This window comes from Paenibacillus sp. RC67 (assembly GCF_030020805.1).
Taxonomy (GTDB): Bacteria; Bacillota; Bacilli; order Paenibacillales; family NBRC-103111; genus Paenibacillus_S.
Genome location: NZ_CP125098.1, coordinates 3,682,106 through 3,699,242, shown reverse-complemented (window position 1 = coordinate 3,699,242; position 17,137 = coordinate 3,682,106). Strand labels below are relative to the sequence as shown.

General features: G+C 43.8%; 18 protein-coding genes and 2 pseudogenes. 3 read left to right on the top strand and 17 right to left on the bottom strand.

Annotated elements, in window-relative coordinates; all coding sequences use genetic code 11:
* Positions 1-46 precede the first annotated feature (46 nt).
* Positions 47-931 carry an SDR family oxidoreductase gene (locus QMA13_RS16925; protein WP_282942790.1) on the top strand — a complete coding sequence of 295 codons (885 nt, stop codon included), beginning with the start codon at positions 47-49 and terminating at the stop codon, positions 929-931.
* A 226-nt stretch (positions 932-1,157) separates the two neighbouring features.
* On the opposite strand, the gene QMA13_RS16920 is transcribed toward QMA13_RS16925, so the two are convergent.
* The 9 genes and pseudogenes from QMA13_RS16920 to QMA13_RS16880 form a co-directional block, all read right to left on the bottom strand.
* Positions 1,158-1,460, bottom strand: coding sequence for a YolD-like family protein (locus QMA13_RS16920; RefSeq protein WP_282942789.1), 303 nt, complete (start codon positions 1,458-1,460; stop codon positions 1,158-1,160).
* Positions 1,461-1,837: 377 nt separating this feature from the next.
* The gene (locus QMA13_RS16915; RefSeq protein WP_282942788.1) at positions 1,838-2,026 is read right to left on the bottom strand and encodes a hypothetical protein; all 189 of its coding nucleotides are present in this window, start codon (positions 2,024-2,026) and stop codon (positions 1,838-1,840) included.
* A gap of 192 nt (positions 2,027-2,218) precedes the next feature.
* On the bottom strand, positions 2,219-3,454 hold the full coding sequence (locus QMA13_RS16910) for an RNA polymerase sigma factor (protein WP_282942787.1): 1,236 nt from the start codon (positions 3,452-3,454) through the stop codon (positions 2,219-2,221).
* 7 nt (positions 3,455-3,461) lie between these two features.
* Entirely contained in the window at positions 3,462-3,809 is a 348-nt protein-coding gene (locus QMA13_RS16905) for a YciI family protein (RefSeq protein ID WP_282942786.1), read from the bottom strand.
* A gap of 437 nt (positions 3,810-4,246) precedes the next feature.
* On the bottom strand, positions 4,247-4,666 hold the full coding sequence (locus QMA13_RS16900; protein ID WP_282942784.1) for a cupin domain-containing protein: 420 nt from the start codon (positions 4,664-4,666) through the stop codon (positions 4,247-4,249).
* Positions 4,667-4,802: 136 nt separating this feature from the next.
* Positions 4,803-4,919 (bottom strand): annotated as a pseudogene (locus tag QMA13_RS16895) (class I SAM-dependent methyltransferase); the annotation flags it as partial.
* A 187-nt stretch (positions 4,920-5,106) separates the two neighbouring features.
* Complete coding sequence (locus QMA13_RS16890) at positions 5,107-6,081, bottom strand: phosphotransferase family protein (RefSeq protein ID WP_282942782.1); 975 nt, start codon at positions 6,079-6,081, stop codon at positions 5,107-5,109.
* A gap of 305 nt (positions 6,082-6,386) precedes the next feature.
* Positions 6,387-7,049, bottom strand: coding sequence for a methyltransferase family protein (locus QMA13_RS16885; protein WP_282942781.1), 663 nt, complete (start codon positions 7,047-7,049; stop codon positions 6,387-6,389).
* A gap of 227 nt (positions 7,050-7,276) precedes the next feature.
* Positions 7,277-8,074 (bottom strand): hypothetical protein, encoded by a 798-nt coding sequence (locus QMA13_RS16880; RefSeq protein WP_282942780.1) that lies wholly within the window; start codon positions 8,072-8,074, stop codon positions 7,277-7,279.
* Between the two features lie 858 nt (positions 8,075-8,932).
* Here QMA13_RS16880 and QMA13_RS16875 point away from each other — a divergent pair.
* Positions 8,933-9,334, top strand: coding sequence for a hypothetical protein (locus QMA13_RS16875; protein ID WP_282942779.1), 402 nt, complete (start codon positions 8,933-8,935; stop codon positions 9,332-9,334).
* Positions 9,335-9,407: 73 nt separating this feature from the next.
* On the opposite strand, the gene QMA13_RS16870 is transcribed toward QMA13_RS16875, so the two are convergent.
* From QMA13_RS16870 to QMA13_RS16855, 5 genes are all read right to left on the bottom strand, one after another.
* Entirely contained in the window at positions 9,408-10,382 is a 975-nt protein-coding gene (locus tag QMA13_RS16870; protein WP_282942778.1) for a phosphotransferase enzyme family protein, read from the bottom strand.
* Between the two features lie 393 nt (positions 10,383-10,775).
* Positions 10,776-11,498 carry a DUF3892 domain-containing protein gene (locus QMA13_RS16865; RefSeq protein ID WP_282942776.1) on the bottom strand — a complete coding sequence of 241 codons (723 nt, stop codon included), beginning with the start codon at positions 11,496-11,498 and terminating at the stop codon, positions 10,776-10,778.
* A 56-nt stretch (positions 11,499-11,554) separates the two neighbouring features.
* Entirely contained in the window at positions 11,555-11,674 is a 120-nt protein-coding gene (locus QMA13_RS36620; RefSeq protein WP_481858184.1) for a GrpB family protein, read from the bottom strand.
* Between the two features lie 93 nt (positions 11,675-11,767).
* A complete protein-coding gene (locus QMA13_RS16860; RefSeq protein WP_282942774.1) occupies positions 11,768-12,520 on the bottom strand; it encodes a hypothetical protein in 753 nt (250 codons plus the stop codon).
* A 167-nt stretch (positions 12,521-12,687) separates the two neighbouring features.
* Entirely contained in the window at positions 12,688-13,959 is a 1,272-nt protein-coding gene (locus tag QMA13_RS16855; RefSeq protein WP_282942773.1) for an ankyrin repeat domain-containing protein, read from the bottom strand.
* A gap of 119 nt (positions 13,960-14,078) precedes the next feature.
* On the opposite strand from QMA13_RS16855, the pseudogene QMA13_RS36615 reads away from it, so the two are divergent.
* Positions 14,079-14,271, top strand: a pseudogene (locus tag QMA13_RS36615) (IS3 family transposase); the annotation flags it as partial.
* Between the two features lie 460 nt (positions 14,272-14,731).
* Here QMA13_RS36615 and QMA13_RS16850 read toward each other — a convergent pair.
* From QMA13_RS16850 to QMA13_RS16840, 3 genes are all read right to left on the bottom strand, one after another.
* The gene (locus QMA13_RS16850; protein WP_282942772.1) at positions 14,732-15,274 is read right to left on the bottom strand and encodes a histidine phosphatase family protein; all 543 of its coding nucleotides are present in this window, start codon (positions 15,272-15,274) and stop codon (positions 14,732-14,734) included.
* Positions 15,271-15,792, bottom strand: coding sequence for an NUDIX hydrolase (locus QMA13_RS16845; protein WP_282942770.1), 522 nt, complete (start codon positions 15,790-15,792; stop codon positions 15,271-15,273). Before QMA13_RS16845 ends, QMA13_RS16850 begins: the two co-directional genes overlap by 4 nt.
* A gap of 272 nt (positions 15,793-16,064) precedes the next feature.
* Positions 16,065-17,135, bottom strand: coding sequence for an S-methyl thiohydantoin desulfurase family protein (locus tag QMA13_RS16840; protein WP_282942768.1), 1,071 nt, complete (start codon positions 17,133-17,135; stop codon positions 16,065-16,067).
* Positions 17,136-17,137: the final 2 nt, after the last annotated feature.

Here is a 17,137-nt window from a genome sequence, read left to right as displayed (position 1 = left end):
TCATTGCAAAAGTAAGCAATGATTTTTATTATAGGAGGAATTCATTATGCGAGTTTTCGTAACAGGTGCGACGGGCTTCATCGGGTCCGCTGTTGTCCCCGAATTGATCGATGCCGGGCATCAGGTCATCGGTCTTGCCCGATCAGACAAGGCGGCTGCTTCGTTAACGGCCGCCGGAGCGGAGGTTTGGCGTGGTGCCCTCGATGACCTCGACAGCCTGCGCGACGGTGCTGCCGGAGCGGACGGCGTCATTCACTTGGCCTTCATTCACGACTTCTCGAACTTTGCGGCCGCTGCTGAGACGGATAGGCTGGCGATCGAGGCGATCGGAGCAGCGCTTGAGGGCTCCAACAAACCTTTCGTGGTCACCTCGGGGACACTCATGCTCACACCAGGACGCCTCGGGATGGAAGAGGACGCGCCACTCCCGGCTACACCACGGCGCTCCGAAGAGACGGCGATCGCCCTGGCAAAGCGCGGGGTTCGATCATCAGTCGTCCGGCTCGCACCGTCCGTGCATGGTCTGGGCGATCATGGCTTCATCCCAGCACTTATCGACATTGCCCGCACCAAAGGTGTCTCTGCCTACATCGGCGACGGCTCCAACCGCTGGCCGGCCGTACATCGCCTAGATGCGGCGCATCTGTTCCGGTTGGCGTTGCAAACCGCGCCGGCAGCCTCACGGCTGCACGGGGTCAGTGACGAGGGTGTGACATTCCGTGATATCGCCGGCATCATTGGCCGCCACCTGAACCTGCCGGTGGTCAGCATTTCCCGAGATGAGGCAGACGCCCACTTTGGCTGGATTTCCTTTGCGGCTTCAGCCGACAACCCGACGTCGAGCGCACTAACCCAGGAACGCTTGGGATGGAGGCCTGTGCACCCCTCACTGATAACGGACCTCGAACAGGGTCACTACTTCAACTGCTGATCACCCATGGAGTGTCATTGCCAATTAAGAAGCAGGACATGCCCTCAAACTAGCCTATATTATGTGAAGATGTTAAAAGGAGCTGCACGGCAGCTCCTTCACAGTTAGGAAGCAGTTCTTTTTTACAATCGTTCGTATCCCGTTAATTCCATCCAAAAGATATCATAGCTCTTTTGAGGTTCCAGCGAAAACGGCATTTACTCTCTACTTCACAATTTTTTGTCTTTCAACATCTATCAGCACTGAATTCAGCTCCGATAATATCCTTAAAGTCGATTAATTTCCAATCACCCAACCAATCCAGCTTAACAAGATACTGTCGCGAATCCAGTCCGCTAACAATGCCTGTATAGGTCTCAATTCCATAATTGCTATAGACTGTTATTGTTATTTCAATGGTATTTACCAGGGAAGCTTTCAACCATCGAAACAGCTCCAGCTGCTCATCTTCCGTAAACTCGGGTCTCGCCATCTTATTGGCTTGGTTATTCAACTGAAAGCCACGTTCTTTGTGTTCCGGTAACATCATCCTGCTCGATTCCCAAAGACCATTTCCTGAAAGTTTCTTCATGATGCCATCTTCACTAACTGGACGGCAAGTATATTATCTATCCGGAATACACGCGGCGCTCTCTTTTTCAGACAGAAAGCTTTAACGCTACTGCCATTGACCGATCTTACTTCGATTCTACGTTGTGTTATGGATCCATCATCCCTGCAGTAAATGATTTCAACAGTTTGGCCAACATATCTTAGCATGTGCATTTTCAATTCTCTCGCCTCCAAACAAGAACATTTGTTTGTATTATAAGCGAATGTACGTTCGTATATCAAGAGGTAAAAAAGAACAGTGAGCTTACCTCTTCTGTTCTTTTTTAGTGCATTCTTAACACGACAGTTTATAATTTACTTTTCAAAAAATTCTTTAGCATATTCTACAACGCCATGGACACCTGAGAGACCACCATCAATAAGCTCAACGGCCATAAAACTATCGTTAGAAACTTCGAATGGTGCCTCTGTACCATATTGACTGGCTTTTTTATAACCAAACTTCGGATAATACTTGTCATGACCCAAAACAACGGAACCCATATAACCAAGCTGTGTGGCAATTTTGTAGCCTTCCCAAATCAGCAGCTTCCCTATGCCTTGCTTTGCATTTCTGGTAATACAGCAACAGGTGAAAGGGCAATCAGAGTTTGATCACCTACTTTTATCTCTGTAAAAATGAATATGACCCACGATTTTGTCCTCGTATTCCTCGGCCGCCAATGAAAAGGGTTTTCATTGGACATCACTCCTCTCCTTTGCTCGTTGAAGTAAGAATTGTTTCACAGAAAATTCTTCACAAAGTCCAATAGCGCGGCTATAAGCCGTTCGAGCTTCCTCGATTTTATCCATTTTCTTGTACAGATGGGCAGCAAGCGCCCAATAAGGCTGATAGTTCACGATTTTATCCTGCGGAATAGCTTCAAGCAGGGCCAAGCCCTTTTCAGTCCCGTATGCCTCTGCAACAGCGGCTGCTCGTCCGACCAAAACCCCGAGAGTGGGACTCAAGCGGGTGAGTCCCTCATATAACAATGCAATTTCTTCCCATTCAATACGTCCGGTCCGTGCCCGTTGGGAATGAACCGATTGAATGGCGGCCAAGAGCTGGAATCGTCCTATTCGGGTCAATCGCACGGCTGTATGAAGACAACGCTCTGCTTCCATCATCAGAGGGGTTGACCAGCGTGACGAATCCTGCTCAGAGAGAGGTACATAGCTCCCTGTGTCATCGCGGCGAGCTTCCCGTCTCGCCTCACAATGCAGCATTAACGAAAGAAGCCCCTGAACTTCGGGTTCGTCAGGCATATACTTCGAGAGGAGTCTTCCCAGGTAAATCGCCTCATCGACTAAATCCCTGCGACGCGGATCTACTCCCGCCAGATCATCCCAACCACTGCCATAAGCCGCATAAATAGCCTCCAGAACGGCGTCCAAGCGCTTAGGCAATTCTTCGTCATCGGGCATGGTGAACGTTAAGCAGTCGGTTCGTATTTTTGCTTTAGCACGAGTAAGCCGCTGCCCCATGGTGGAGGGCTTTACAACAAATGCAGTCGCAATGCGAGATGCATCAATACCAAGTACGGTTTGCAACATTAGTGGAGTGTGAATCGACGGATCAATCTCCGGATGAGAGCATAGAAACATCATCTTTAACCGCTCATCTGGAAATGAAGGTTCAGTGGAATCCATGTTCTGAGCTTCCTCCGACATGGCGAGCAGAGCTGGCAAAGCTCTTTCGGAAACACGGTCACGGCGGGCGCGATCCATAAGCCGCCGTCGAGCTACCTTTAGTAGCCATGCCTCCGGCTTGTCTGGAATGCCAGTCTGCGGCCATGATTCCAAAGCGGAGACAAGGGCATCCCCAAGCGCATCCTCAACCGCCTCTAGGTCACGCCAGTTAACAGCTAGATATGAAATTATTCGGCCGTACGAATCATGCACTGTATTTTTAACAACATTGTGACTATTCATCGATATTCTACTTCATGGTTGGGAGATTTTGTCTCACTTCAACTGCGTTTACAGGGGCTCGGGCCGCCCACTCCAGCGCGGTGTCAAGATCCGGTACGTCAATAACGAATAAACCGCCGAGTTGCTCTTTTGTCTCAGTAAAAGGCCCATCCTGTACAAACATTTTTCCGTCACTTCGTTGTACGGTCGCAGCCGTCTCAGGAGCATGAAGGCCAAATCCGCTGACAACAACTCCAGAATCACGCAAGGCATGCACATAATGTGACCAACCTGCTAGGTATTCCTTCTGTTTTGCTGGATCTTTGCGAGCGGTGAAATCCTCAGGACTTTCAAATAACATAAGTGTGTAATGCATGATACAAACTCCTCTCATATTTTGGGTTCGTGATTTTCTCTCACGTAATTATGTCGTTTCAAGGATGCGGATTTCTACAATACTTGAATTTTTTTATGGGGAGTATTACCAAAACCTATGTTAATCATAATCGAAAAATAGGGTGAAGTCATACCGTTTTCATAACCGCATGCCAAATCTAATTACTTTGTTGCTGTTTGTTTAATGGCTCCAGTTGGGAAAACAAGCGTACCTGACACCATCCGCAAACGTATGGATATAAATATTTCCGCTTCTTACAGCATCTATAACTCATTAATCTCATAACAAATCCCTCCCAATATTAGATCTAGCTTTGGGAGGGATTAATCTGTGTATTTTTTTCTCACATTAAGCTACTGTTTCCCATTAGCTTTAACATATTTCTGAGCATTGGGTTGGCCTCTGTAGTATCTGATCTATTCCTGCCAGGTTACTGATTTATCGAGTATGACACCATCCGTCTCGACCCATTGGCGGAGACTGCCCGCCTGGACTTGAATTACGATGAAATACAGATCGCCAATGCCGTTATTTCGTAGAGTGCGTTCGCCTTCAGGTGCAACGCGAACCGTCGTTCCTTCCTTGACATCAAAAATCTGTCCATCCACCTGGAACTGACCTTGTCCGCCAATGAAAAGGTATAGCTCCTCATTCTCGCGATGTGTATGATAAAACGGGATAGAGCCTCCTTGCGGAAGTTGGTTCACTGAAACCTCCATACCCGTTAGTCCAAGTCTGTCCTTCAGAAAGTACTTTCCTGGGACGGGTTCTTTCGATGTACTCAAAAGGCTGCTAAAAGGACCTGCTTCCACAACACTGAAATTTATTCCATGCATTTGTATACTTCCTTTCAATTTGATTGTATTAAAGGCACACAATTATTATAGAAAAATTTCATAAGTTACATTTCTTATGAATTGCTATCCTATGTTTATTAAATACTCAGGAAACATTTTTGAAATATTACAAATCTCCCTTTTCATCACAATATCCCAACAATGGAACTTCAAACCCTGCTTTTTCAAAAGCTTCTACGAATGTTTTCGAATCATACACTATTTTGTGAGTTGCCGCCGGATGGTCTGCCGGACGGTTGCTATTGACATTTGTTAGCAGAGCAAAGGCTGCCGTTGGTGTCGGCAGCCTGCTTATATCAAAATGAATAATCGAGGATAAGAATCACAAGAACCTTTGTCGCATAATACAAGAAAGCCGCGATTTACGCAGTAGTTAATGAGAGAATGTTCTTGCCTTAATGCATTTGACCTCAGAACTATTATCTGTTAGCGAGCAGCTCCATTTCAATCTTTACTGTTTTCACTAGATGGTCATGATAACGGCCCCAAATTCCCTTGCTATTTCGACGATTGTATTTGTATTTTCGTGCTAATCTTCTGATGCCGATCCATAATGCCCAGAGGTCAATTTCTGTATAGTCATCATAAGAAAGTTTTCTAACTTCGTTATATCCCATAGCCAAAGAATGGAATCCTTGAAGTGCACTCTGACCATCATGCAATTTAAAATGGCCAAGATCATATAGTGGACTGCTTCCTTGAATCTCACCAAAGTCAATAATCCCCGAGAATATTCCGTTGTGAGAGAAAATATGATCATCGTCAAAATCGCCGTGCACTAAACAGGCTTCGTGTCTTCCCATCAAAGTAGTTCCAGCATTGAATATGCTTTTAATTCGGAGGATATCAGCCTGACAGAACCCATTTTCCGATAATAAAGGCAGAGCTTCCTCAAGAATTTCATAGAGATAATCAAGCAGCAATATTTTTTCTCCCTGCAGCTTCCCCCTATACTCTTCTCTACCTCTCTTAATGAAACCAAAACCGTCCACTCTTACTTGATTGATGACCGCTAATTGTTTTCCTGCCTGAAGGAGTATGTCGTCATAAATGTCTTGTGATCCGCAATTTATAATGTTCCCTCCAGGTATTTCACCGACAACCATGAATGACATCTCTGAGATATGACGATGGGGATCAAAGTAAATAACCTCAGGGACAAGGAGTCCTTTTTCCCTCAGTAATGAATGGACCTGCACTTCCACCCCAAAGCTCCAGTCTTCCTCTGGGAGAATTCGGAGATACAAGGTACTGTCTTCAAGTTGAACCCGATAAACATAGGTAGAACCGCCCCTTAATTCTCTTTCTATCGAATTCACCGTCTTATTAAGGATTTCGTTTGCGATTTGCTCGACTAGATCAATAGGAGGCGCATCATTTTTTTTCAATAGCATGTATCCTTCCTGAATTTGGAGTTACAGTAAGCATACATAAGCGGCTACAAAAAAGCCTTAGATAGTTTGTCTAAAACGAAACTTTCTTCCTATAAAAAATGAAGTGGAAACGTACTGTCCAATTGCTTGGCTTAAAAGTCTTTTATCCTGTTCAAAAGTTGCCTTCTAAGTTGGATTGTATGGTTGCAAATTAATTGTATTATGAGGTGAACCAAGCATAAAAGAACGTAGGCCCCGTTAGCTAACTAAATACCACTAGAAATCAAATTTCCGGACTTCTTTTTTTATGGTCTATTCAATTTTTCTTACCAAATAAGGGGAATTAGATGATAACGTGTTTTCTTACAATATTCCTCATATCCTTTTAACTCTTTTAACAATACTTTCTCTTCATTTAACAGCCTTAGAATGATAAAAATGATTATAGAAATTGAGGGAATCACTGCCCAAATTGAACCTAATGCTAGAGGAGTGAAAAGGATAATAAATATAGCCCCGGTATACATTGGATGCCGAACCAACGCGTATGGACCTGTAGATATCACTTTCTGGTTCTCGTTCACTTCAATTATGGCTGAAGTATAGGAATTCTCTTTAAAAACTAAGAAAACAATTGAAAAGCCAAGTAAGATGATGATATCTGCAACTAATACAATAAATAAAGGAACATTTGACCAACTAAATCGATAGTCTAAACCAGGAAGGACTAGCAATCCGACAAAAGAAATACCAGATATCGTTTGGAAAACTTTTTGTTCCTTTTCTTTTTCATTAGCATTAGTTCTTCTCTCTATTAGTTCAGGATCCCTCTTCAAAAAATAACCATTGATAAATAACGTTGAACCTAAAAAAATCACAAAATAAATCCATGCCTCCCAAAAGTTAAGAGATCCTGCGGGTAAAAAGAGAAAAATAAAGAAAAGGATTGAAAACAGAAGCGTCCTAAAGTAGACTTTTTTCTTTAACAATAATTACACCTCCCAAGAAATGGATCCCTTCAGAATTGCTCAAAATTAGTTTAACTACACGCTAGCATAACGCGGCTGCTGAATTATGCTGGCAGCCGTGTCGTAGTTGTTTTTTTACTATCGTTTCTCGTTAGCTTAGCTGCCTCTGCGAGTATTGTGTAATCGGCAACTTGCGGGTACCTGCTGCTATAACCAGTTATGTTAGTCACTAACTTTTTATCGTACTCCTATGCTAGTCTGGCGATATAATCATATATTTCCTTTTTATCCGAGACATCTATCTGGGACAATTTGATTGTATCAGGCAGCTGTTCCCCATAACCCAACCGATGTATGTTGGTTCCCTGCCGAATGTCCCTCTCCATCATCTCTATTACTAAGTACTCTCTGATCAAGTCCAACAGTAAATGCAGTCCTATCAAATTATCATTTCGTGCAAATTTCTTAATAGCCATAAAATACTTAAACCAAGTGTTACTGCTGTTATATGAGTGAAATGAGCAGGGCCTGGCACTCTCGGTTATTCGTTCATCGAGTTCAATGTTCCCATAAACCACAGTGGATGGCTGGTCTTTCTTAGATTCCGTGAAAATCCAGTCACCGTACGAGCAAATCTGCGTATCTAGCATGTGAATTGAATATTCATAGTCTATCGCAGTTCTATACAACATGGAGTGTTCACTATATTTATACATTTCACATCCTATAACAAAACCGATGCTATTGATAACCCGAACAAAATCTGTTTCATTAGTACAGAAAAGTGGCTTCAATATAATTACTAAATCAGTGTCCGACCATAAATCAATTACGCTATCTGTTTGTTGGGAACCTCTTAGGACAAGCGCCTGTACTCCCTCCAGTTGTGCGGCAATTACATTAATCACATGACTGAGGAATGGCTTCATTCTTTCAATCCCTTTCTTCGATTGCATATTTGCCATATTGTCTTCTGTTTTAACTTTAACATGTTTTGAGATGAAATTATGGTAATGAAGTATTATAACTAAACTTCCTGTTAACACAACGAGGCTACCGATCCATGCAGGCAGCCGATTTCATCGTATTTCTTTAAATCGAACTCGACCATCAAGTAGGAGTTCAAATTTTCGCCGTATTAAATAATATCTGTTTGATAATCAGAAAGAATAGGATTCCTATTTCCTGGGGATTCTCTGGGATATATCTGTGTGAATATATCGGAATAAGTTTTGTTACTCACCGATATTGTTCAGTACGCATTTTCTTGGCTGCTTCTAAATCATGGGGCTTCTTTTCAACTACTTGAACCAAAAATTATTATGTTCATCATCAAAGAATATACCCTCCAAACACAAATCAATTCTTTCCTGTATTAGTTGAACATTACGCTCGCTCTTACTTCTACAATTATTAAATTCGTCTGAGGTAGGTAACGCAATTAATGCAATTAATAAGAATTACTTTAAGTCAGGTGAAAATTTAGATACGTACTTTTTGTTCAATAATTTCAAATTCAGATTCAGCTGTCCAGTTACTCATGTTCCATTTATTTAAAAATCCTCCCAGTTACTATGCATATCTATTCCAAATATTCCCTTGTTTTACCACCAGGACACAAACATTGTCCCATAAATATAAAAAGCCGCAATTTATGCGACCTTTAAAAGAACAATGTTTGTGTCGTCCGGCACCAATCGGGCGTCTCATGGTATCGTCTATCGATTAATTGTTTTCCGTTTAGCTATAATTGCTTCATCTATTTTGGAAGCAATTAAGCACGCACCCTTATCGACATTTGCTAAAACATGAACTTCCGCCTTCGACTCCGGGTAATATGATTGCATCACAACCCCAGGATCACTTCAGCAAGAGCCATTATCGGGAATCATGAAGTGCGGTTAATGAATGAGCCCCATCCAGCGGAATGGCAGAAAGCCTGGCTTCCGCTAATTCAAGAGATGCAGCTCTATATTAGATATGAGCGTTACTTATTTGTTCATGCCGGCATTCATCCTGATTTGCCGGTAGAACAGCAATCCCTTCAAACCCTGACGGAAATTCGCCGGAAATTTCATGAAGATACTTTCGTTCCAGAACCCTATGTGGTCTTCGGACACACGAACACTGAGCGATTGGGCTGTGTGCCGGGTACAGTTTATTGGGCCAATCATAAAATCGGGATTGATACGGGAGCTAAGCACCATCTCCGTCTTCCCCTGGCAGACTTGACCAATCGGCTAGCTTATTCCTGCTCCACCCATCCCAATTCTCTCTACTCGGACTTGAAAATAACTTCAATTTAATAGAAGTCAGGTAACATGAACATCATCGTTTCGAGCTGCCGTTTGATTCGGCAGCTTTTCATCTAAAGACGGTTCAGTTTATGGAATGCTCTTCACACCACTCTCGCAAAAACTGCAGATTCTTGTTAAAGTAATGATCGTTTTGCCATGCTCCCCAAATTTTTGAATTCCCTGTATGTAACCCCATTAACCATATTTCCCTGATCGCTACGAAAGTAGGAACAACTTCGAGGTCTCGTTCAGACAGCACTTTATTTTTTTGATACGATTCTAGGAAAATGCTCCATAACTCATTCTGAAAGAGATCTTTTTTGCGTCCTCGGACTTTTGCCCATAGGTAAACAGAAATATCATAAGCTCTCCAGCCAAATCCGGCACAATCAAAGTCAAAATGGGTTAAGCTGCTCTCATGAAAATGCACATTCCCTCCATGAAGATCCCCATGACACACACACCAACTCAGTTCAGAAGAGATTGTATTGATACGTCTCTTGAGCAGCAAAGACAATGATTCCAGATACGCTATATCTTCGGGTCTATGTGCCAATAAAGGGGTAATGGATTGAAGTGGTTTTGTTAGCAGATGATCCAAATCAATCGCAAATCTGTGGTGACTGCTATGGAAATCCTCCATAACCACGTGCATCTTGGCAACTTCTTCTCCATATAACGAACAACTTTCCTTACTGTCCGAGTTCCCACCCTCTGCATAAGTAAATAAAACTGCGAATCGTTGACCTTCCGGTGCTTTGAATTCAGAAAGGTAACTGCCATCCTTCTTCTCCACTGGATAAGAAACTGGAACTCCATTTGATATAAGGTGGTTTAACAATTCAATTTCAAACTCAATGTCACTTTTATTTCGCCAGTTCACTTTGTATATTCGAAGTATGTATTTCCCACTGTTTGTGATCAGCAAATAAGTATCATTAAGCCCATTACTGATAAATCGGCATTCTAAGATATGTCCGACATTATAAATTTCATATATTACAGGCAATAAAGCATCGGTACATATGACTGAATGAGTAACGTCCAGGTTTACCATCCAAAGGCCTCCTATACCTTTATTTGTGCGCAAAGCGATTCTTCCCAATGGTAATATTATACAATAAGATCAATTAATACATATGTCCAAGATTTATTGAAATTAAACTATCCTGACCATTAAGAGCGTGGCGGTGTTTCATTGTAATTTTTCTAAGAGTCATTGTGATCATCAGCCCCATAGTATAATGAAACAAATGAGCATATCTTCGCTTTCAGTTCTATGTAACTGAAATATTACTTGGGGCAACGATGGCATTCTGAATGGCATCAAAAAAAGCCGCGATTTACGCGGCAAGTGTTGAAATCATGTTCTTGTCACCTGACAGAACATGCCTCTTCCATTATTTTATTGTCACGGCTCCACTCTGAAAAGCTGTTTTCCTTGTCAGCATTAGAAACGCGGCAAATTCGACAAGTTGTTGGATGGATCACCATCTGGATATGATCTTAGTGTTTTTTGTCCTTCCCGGTTTTTCCCGGTGTTGACGTCCTCGATCATGTCTGCTTCGGCCATTCCGATCGCCTGTGCGATATCTGCCACCGAACCATCCTGGAACTTGACGGCACTGATGCCTCCATCGCTATAACGAACGGCGGTGATGATCTTTTTGCTAGGGTCAATGGTATGCGGCCCTCTTCCGTACTGGGTTCCATCGCGCATAAACGTGCCATACTGTAAGGGCTGCCCGTTAGGGCCATAGCCTGCATAACCTCCCTGGAAGCCAACAGTACGGGCATCAGCGTTATTAATTCCGGTATTCCGCTGACCATACTCCGCACGTGGATCTCCAGATGAGCCAGGTACTGGCATTTGCCCTCCCGAGAATGTTTGAGTACCTGCGCTCTGGGTTTGCGGTATGTACGGGGTTCCACCTTGTGCCGGGCCGTTCTGGTTCAATCTAGCGTATTGCGGGATCGGTTGGCCGTTCCAGGCAAAATTGCCATTGTGGGTCGATTCGACGGCATTATCGTAACCCCTCTCATCACTGTACGGCATGTCGGTTGGCTTGCCAGATGTAGCGGCTACCATCCCATTCCAGGCCGTAGTTCCGCCATTCAACCCTACTGACATGGTGTCCGGCGGATAAGATGGACCTCTTCGACGTCTTGACATAACAGATCAGCCCTCCTTTTCAAAATATACCAATAGGATGTCTCCTTTTTTGTAAGCTATACCCACATGCCTTTGCCATTCTTAACAGTATCAAGAATAGGTTTCGCTTCTAACCCTTCAATGGACGTACATCCGACATGTTGAATATCAATTATCCTGTTCGAAAATATTTCCAAGATGGATTGTGTGGCTAAAACTCTTTATTAAGCTTCAAAAAAAGAGAGTGCAGCCCGCAATTGCGAGCGACACTCTCTCCTTTAAATACCTGATTAATTCGATGTAGTCGTAGATTTGGCCTGATCACTCGGAGCATCCATGGCTGGGCCATCTGCCGGCTTAGTATGCTTGGACTCTACAAACTGCTTCACGGAATCCGTAATGCCGTCCTTAATTTTACTAATCAGATCATCTTCGCTAATGCCTTTGGCTGCTGCAATCTCATTAATTGCTTTACCGCCATCAAGCTCTGTGCGAAGTTCTTCTTGGGTTATGCCGAGGATGTTCGTCATCACTTCTGAATTGCCAATCAGACCAAAATCCTTGCCTCCGTGTCCACCAGGGCCTCCCGGACCTTTGTCACCTTGCGGCTTGGCATTCTCAATTTGCTGCTTTAAGCGATCGGAAAGGCTAGATCCGATCTTATCTGCTTGCTCTTGGGCGAGAGTTCCTGCGGTGACCTGTGCGGAGATTGCCGCCTTCTCTGCTTCTACCAGCTTCTCCAGGAAAGTTTCCTCTGTCAATCCGGCTGCTGTTGCAACTTCTGATAACGTTTTGCCCTCTTTCATCGAATCTTGGATCGAGCTCTCATCTACTCCGAGAATCGTTGCAGCATCCTTCACGATGTTATTGTCACGGAACCCATGTCCCGGTCCTTTTTGCTGTGTGGTGGTGGTTATGTCAGTTTTGCTGCTTGCCGCTTCTGCAAAAACCTGATTCTGTGAGACTCCAAAATAGCCTAAACTACCGAGTAAGTAGGAAGCTGCGATTGAACCTGTGATCACTTTTTTGCTAATGTTTGTCATGTTTTATCCACCTCTACGTTAGTTTTGTTTTTAAGAATGTTTTATTGCTCTTGCTGTTTACAAAACTAAGTATAGGCGCTTTTCCTGAATCCCTCCTGAGCTTCAACTTAACAAGCACTGAGAGTTTCCTTTAAATTGGCTGAATTTCTTTCTCTCCCCTACTCTGTTCACTTCCCGACTCCGTGACGCAATAGCACTTCCATTACATCTTCGCTGCCCGACGCTTGGCTCGGCAAGGGGGCGCCGGCTTGAATGAGGTGCTCAGCCACTGCAACATAATCCCCGGCTGAATCTCGAATGTGAACGGAGCCCCAGATGCAGCTATTCAATGCATTACCGCCGAACCCGTGGGTTAGATGAGGGGATGCGCCGTGCGCAAGCAGCAATCGCACCGCTTCGTCGTTTCCTTGCATAGCCGCGTTATGAAGCGCCGTAAAATCCTTGTGATTTCGACGGGAATCCGCAGGGAACCCTGCATCGAGCATCACACGAATGGCTTGCACCTCATTGTTCCATGCGGCATCGGCAATTAAGCTTAGATCCTCAGGTGATAGTGACTGTACTAGATTCGAGTCCAGCTCAAGTAGAGTTTGTACAGCCGCCTCATCAGCTTGTATGCAGGCAAGCATCAGACGTTGATTTGAAGGACTATGCTTAGCGATCAGATCCACGATCTCGGGATGATTGCGACGCGCCGCAAGATAGAACGGTCGCGTATTTGCACCTATTTTGTACACGTAGATGTGTCCTCCGGTCGAATCGCCAGACGTGAAACTGCCCCGTCCAACTTGAGCTTGAAGGCATTCGGGGTCGGTACAAATGAAGGAGCGGACCAGCTCCGTATCTCCAATATGGATAGCCATAAAAATATCCACAGCTGAGCCACGCTCAATAAGAAACCTACATTTATCCGCATTATCGATCGCCCATTGAGCTGGCGTGCTGCCATGATCGATATCGCGCCTATCGATATCGGCGCCGTGAGCGAGTAGAAAATCAATGATTTCATGATCAGTGGCAAAATGAAGTGGAACCTGCCCATCAGGTCCTCGCTGATTGACGACATCAGGATGCGTCTCGACCATTTCTTTCACAGTATCTAACAATCCCAGCGCTGAGGCCGCGTGTATATCGACAGGAGCTCCTCGTTCAATCAAGTATCGGGAAAGCTCATGATGGTCATGATGCAAAACCCCGAATCCCCCTGCCCACCAGCTGCTTTTTGCATGCAAATCAGCGCCGTGCTCCAACAATACGTCGACCACTTCGCGGTTCCCGTTTGCCGCTGCGGCGACGATCGCAGGCGTATCGAAGGCAAACCACGGCTCGTTAATTTGCTTGGCGAGAAAAGGATGCTCGTTTAGGCATCGGTTCGTCTCGACCGTATCATTGCTCAAAATCGCCTGTTTGAATTGTTCAATGATCATCTGCTCGTTCATGTCTGTAGCCTCCAATCAGCTATTGAAATGCTCCCCTATGTAATGAAATGCCATATGGATATTTCTTCATACAAGGGCTCATGTAAACTTTCCCATGGAATCAACCATTCAGAGTTAGACGCAGGGGAACGCCTGCTGATAATGCCCCATTGATCGTTTTATTCCCCGCTAGAGTCTGAGACGTTCTATCTCGAAGGTTTAATCTGTACAACAACAACAATCGTTGAACTGACCGTTCGAGACTATATAAAATACTATAACTCTATTTTCGTTCAAACGAAACTATTTAGCAAATCACCGGTTAATTTCTGACGATTGCAGCTTAGACTTGCAAGATGTTTTGATCATTGTTTCACAAACGGTGAATACACTTTTTTCAATTGGATGGCTCGGATACGATTCGTTTGAACAAAAATAAAAAAAGACCCTACGCTTTCGCGAAAGGTCTTTTATGTGGGAAGCGATTAATGATTTTAAATATCACAGGGATCAGAGTTGTTACCGAACGGTTAAAGATTGATTTTCATCTCTAGGGCGATTGGTACTTTCTCCAGTGTACATGTAAATCAACAACCTTTCCGGATCGCATCGAATCCAAAGGAATCTTGTTCTTCCGTTATATGCTGGTTGATTTATTAGTTAACACTTCCCACGTATTTGTTATTACCCATCACTGCATCGAATTGAATCATTTTTCTGATGAGATAATTAAGTCTTACAACACCACTACTAATGATCAACTATCGTTCTCCGTTAACCTAATAAATGGTATTCAAACAATACTTTGAATTTCATATTCATAAACTCCGCATAGTGCTACCTCTTCCGAGATAAGTTCTAATAATGTTGCGATCACCATACCGTGACAAACAATTATTACTTTAGATTTATCTAAATACCTATGTAGTACAGCGTTGACCCGATTCATTACATTATTTTTTGATTCCCATACTTTACTCTCATGACTTGGAGGGATTCCATTATATTTCACGTAATCTTTCCATAATTCCGTTATTTCCTCTACTGAAGTTGCTTGCCAATTATCGGGGGTCCATTCATGTAAATCAAATTCAACTTTTATAGGCAACCCTATGCTCCTATTTATAATGGCAGCTGTTTGTAAAGAACGGGTATACGGTGAGGAAATAATCAAATCACAATTAGATAAATACTTATGATTCGATACTACCTGTTCAGCTTGGATTACTCCTCTATCTGTTAAAGGAGTAAAATCTCTAAGAGCTCCTTGCAAATTTCGTTGATCCTTAAATGCCCAATTAGGCTCTCCGTGTCGGACAAGATAAAATAGGGTCAAACGGGTTCCTCCCTATCTATGCTTTTTGGCAAGACGTTTACACGGTGTTTTAAATAGAACATGATAGCAGCACAGTCGATGTTAATAAACTGCAGCGGATCGTTTTGTATTCGTTCAGCCAGTTCATCTACGCTGACCCAGCGGGGATTTTTCGTTTGGTCGCCTTCTTGGAGCAATTCGCCCTCCGCCTTACAAATAAAATAGTAACCGACCGAATCAATTCCGCCTTTAATCGTCTGATACGCGGTAAATGGCCTAACACATTCGACAACAATATTAGGATTGATCCCATCCGTATCGATACGAGTATCCTCCCCTTCAATCCAAATGACATCGAGACCGGTTTCTTCCTTTATTTCGCGGCGCAACGCGGTTAACAACGATTCGAACTTCTCTACCCTGCCTCCAGGCAACTCCAGCTGTTTCGGTTCGTTCGGCTTATTGCGTGTCTGGATTATAATTTCGGTTTTCCCATCGCGATCACGCTCAACGATGGCACGGGTATTGACGTAGAACATTACACTCACTCCTCCTTAATCAAAAAGGAAAATAATAACATATATAAGAAATTCTTTGTACTTATTAATTTCCCTGCATGCTATTGAGATTACTGCCCTATTGTATTGTAAAGCGAAAATCCTTGCTCGCTGGAAGCAAAATGTTGATGTTAAATAAACCATGTTAACATTGGTTGGCAAATCGTTGGAGAATAAATCTAATCGTTAAGTGCTTCAACTTATAAAAAAATCCACAAAAGAGACATTGCCTCGTTTTGTGGATCAAGTCGCCGCTAGAGCTTTGTATCTAATGCAGCAACAATCGGTTTTTCTACCGCTATCTCGATCGGTTTCAACAAATTTATGTTACTCATCGTCGTGCTCAGAATCAATTTTTCTTTGGGAGCCGATATCACGGTCAATCGTTGACCCTTCTCAATTGCAGCAGAGACGACAGGTTTGGCCGTTTCAGTATCCAACGTCATGATCAAATCCGGAAAAGTAGCCAGACGTTCCCCTTCTTTTTCCAGCGTCATGTACTCATTCCAAAAGGTCATTTCAAAGCTGCCGTCGATTGTAACGATTCCGACGTCGAACCCGTTCTTCGTCTCCATCCGGAAATCGGTAACGGTTCCCACAACCTCCACGCGCCCGTCAAGCTTATTCACGACCGCATCTATAGCTGCCTCACCCTTATGGGTTAATAAAGCTTCCCCAAGCTCGATGGCTTGTTTAATAGCCCCTGGTGCTCCGTGCTGCTTAGCGTATCGGACGGTAACCGGATTTCTTGCCACAGCTACCATTCCTCCGGCTTCAATAGAGGCATTACGTATCATAGAGGCTGACCTCTCTAGGTTACCCGAGACTGCAATTTCAAGATACCGGCTGCCTTTGCCGCCCACTGCACCTTGATGAGATACGTAATCGGATAATTCGGAAATATTCATGGCTCCCATTAAGCCTGTTGGATGAGCGCGACCATTGCAAGGATTATCAATAACCGGAATCCCCGTCATTGCGGATTGAAACCAGCCGTTCACTGTCGTCTCGGCACCATTTTCGTTCGTAATAATGCCTTGAATCGGTTTTTGAATACGTTGTCTGAGCATTTCAAGCGCCCGGATATAATGTACCGGCTTCAAAAATTTGTCCTTGGCGCCGGGTGCCCCGACTAAAGCTACAGTCACAAGTAAGTCTTCGTCATTCATTTCATCTATAGTAAGCAGTCGAGGCTCTCCGATTTCAAGAGCAAGCCTGCCGATCTCAAGGCCTCTCTCTATCCATCCGCCACCGCCACCTCCTAGCACAGCACCGCCGTATACGGCGTACTCCATGATGCGATTATCTAATGCAAGCGTAGACATAG

Coding starts and splice junctions, on each gene's coding strand:
- QMA13_RS16915 (WP_282942788.1), bottom strand. CDS start 2,026: ATGGGTTCCGTTGTTTTGGGTCATGACAAGTATTATCCGAAGTTTGGT.
- QMA13_RS16870 (WP_282942778.1), bottom strand. CDS start 10,382: ATGGTAAACCTGGACGTTACTCATTCAGTCATATGTACCGATGCTTTA.
- QMA13_RS16890 (WP_282942782.1), bottom strand. CDS start 6,081: ATGCTATTGAAAAAAAATGATGCGCCTCCTATTGATCTAGTCGAGCAA.
- QMA13_RS16910 (WP_282942787.1), bottom strand. CDS start 3,454: ATGAATAGTCACAATGTTGTTAAAAATACAGTGCATGATTCGTACGGC.
- QMA13_RS16900 (WP_282942784.1), bottom strand. CDS start 4,666: ATGCATGGAATAAATTTCAGTGTTGTGGAAGCAGGTCCTTTTAGCAGC.
- QMA13_RS16865 (WP_282942776.1), bottom strand. CDS start 11,498: ATGTCAAGACGTCGAAGAGGTCCATCTTATCCGCCGGACACCATGTCA.
- QMA13_RS16905 (WP_282942786.1), bottom strand. CDS start 3,809: ATGCATTACACACTTATGTTATTTGAAAGTCCTGAGGATTTCACCGCT.
- QMA13_RS16875 (WP_282942779.1), top strand. CDS start 8,933: ATGAATGAGCCCCATCCAGCGGAATGGCAGAAAGCCTGGCTTCCGCTA.
- QMA13_RS16860 (WP_282942774.1), bottom strand. CDS start 12,520: ATGACAAACATTAGCAAAAAAGTGATCACAGGTTCAATCGCAGCTTCC.
- QMA13_RS16845 (WP_282942770.1), bottom strand. CDS start 15,792: ATGTTCTACGTCAATACCCGTGCCATCGTTGAGCGTGATCGCGATGGG.
- QMA13_RS16840 (WP_282942768.1), bottom strand. CDS start 17,135: ATGTCTACGCTTGCATTAGATAATCGCATCATGGAGTACGCCGTATAC.
- QMA13_RS16925 (WP_282942790.1), top strand. CDS start 47: ATGCGAGTTTTCGTAACAGGTGCGACGGGCTTCATCGGGTCCGCTGTT.
- QMA13_RS16855 (WP_282942773.1), bottom strand. CDS start 13,959: ATGAACGAGCAGATGATCATTGAACAATTCAAACAGGCGATTTTGAGC.
- QMA13_RS16920 (WP_282942789.1), bottom strand. CDS start 1,460: ATGATGTTACCGGAACACAAAGAACGTGGCTTTCAGTTGAATAACCAA.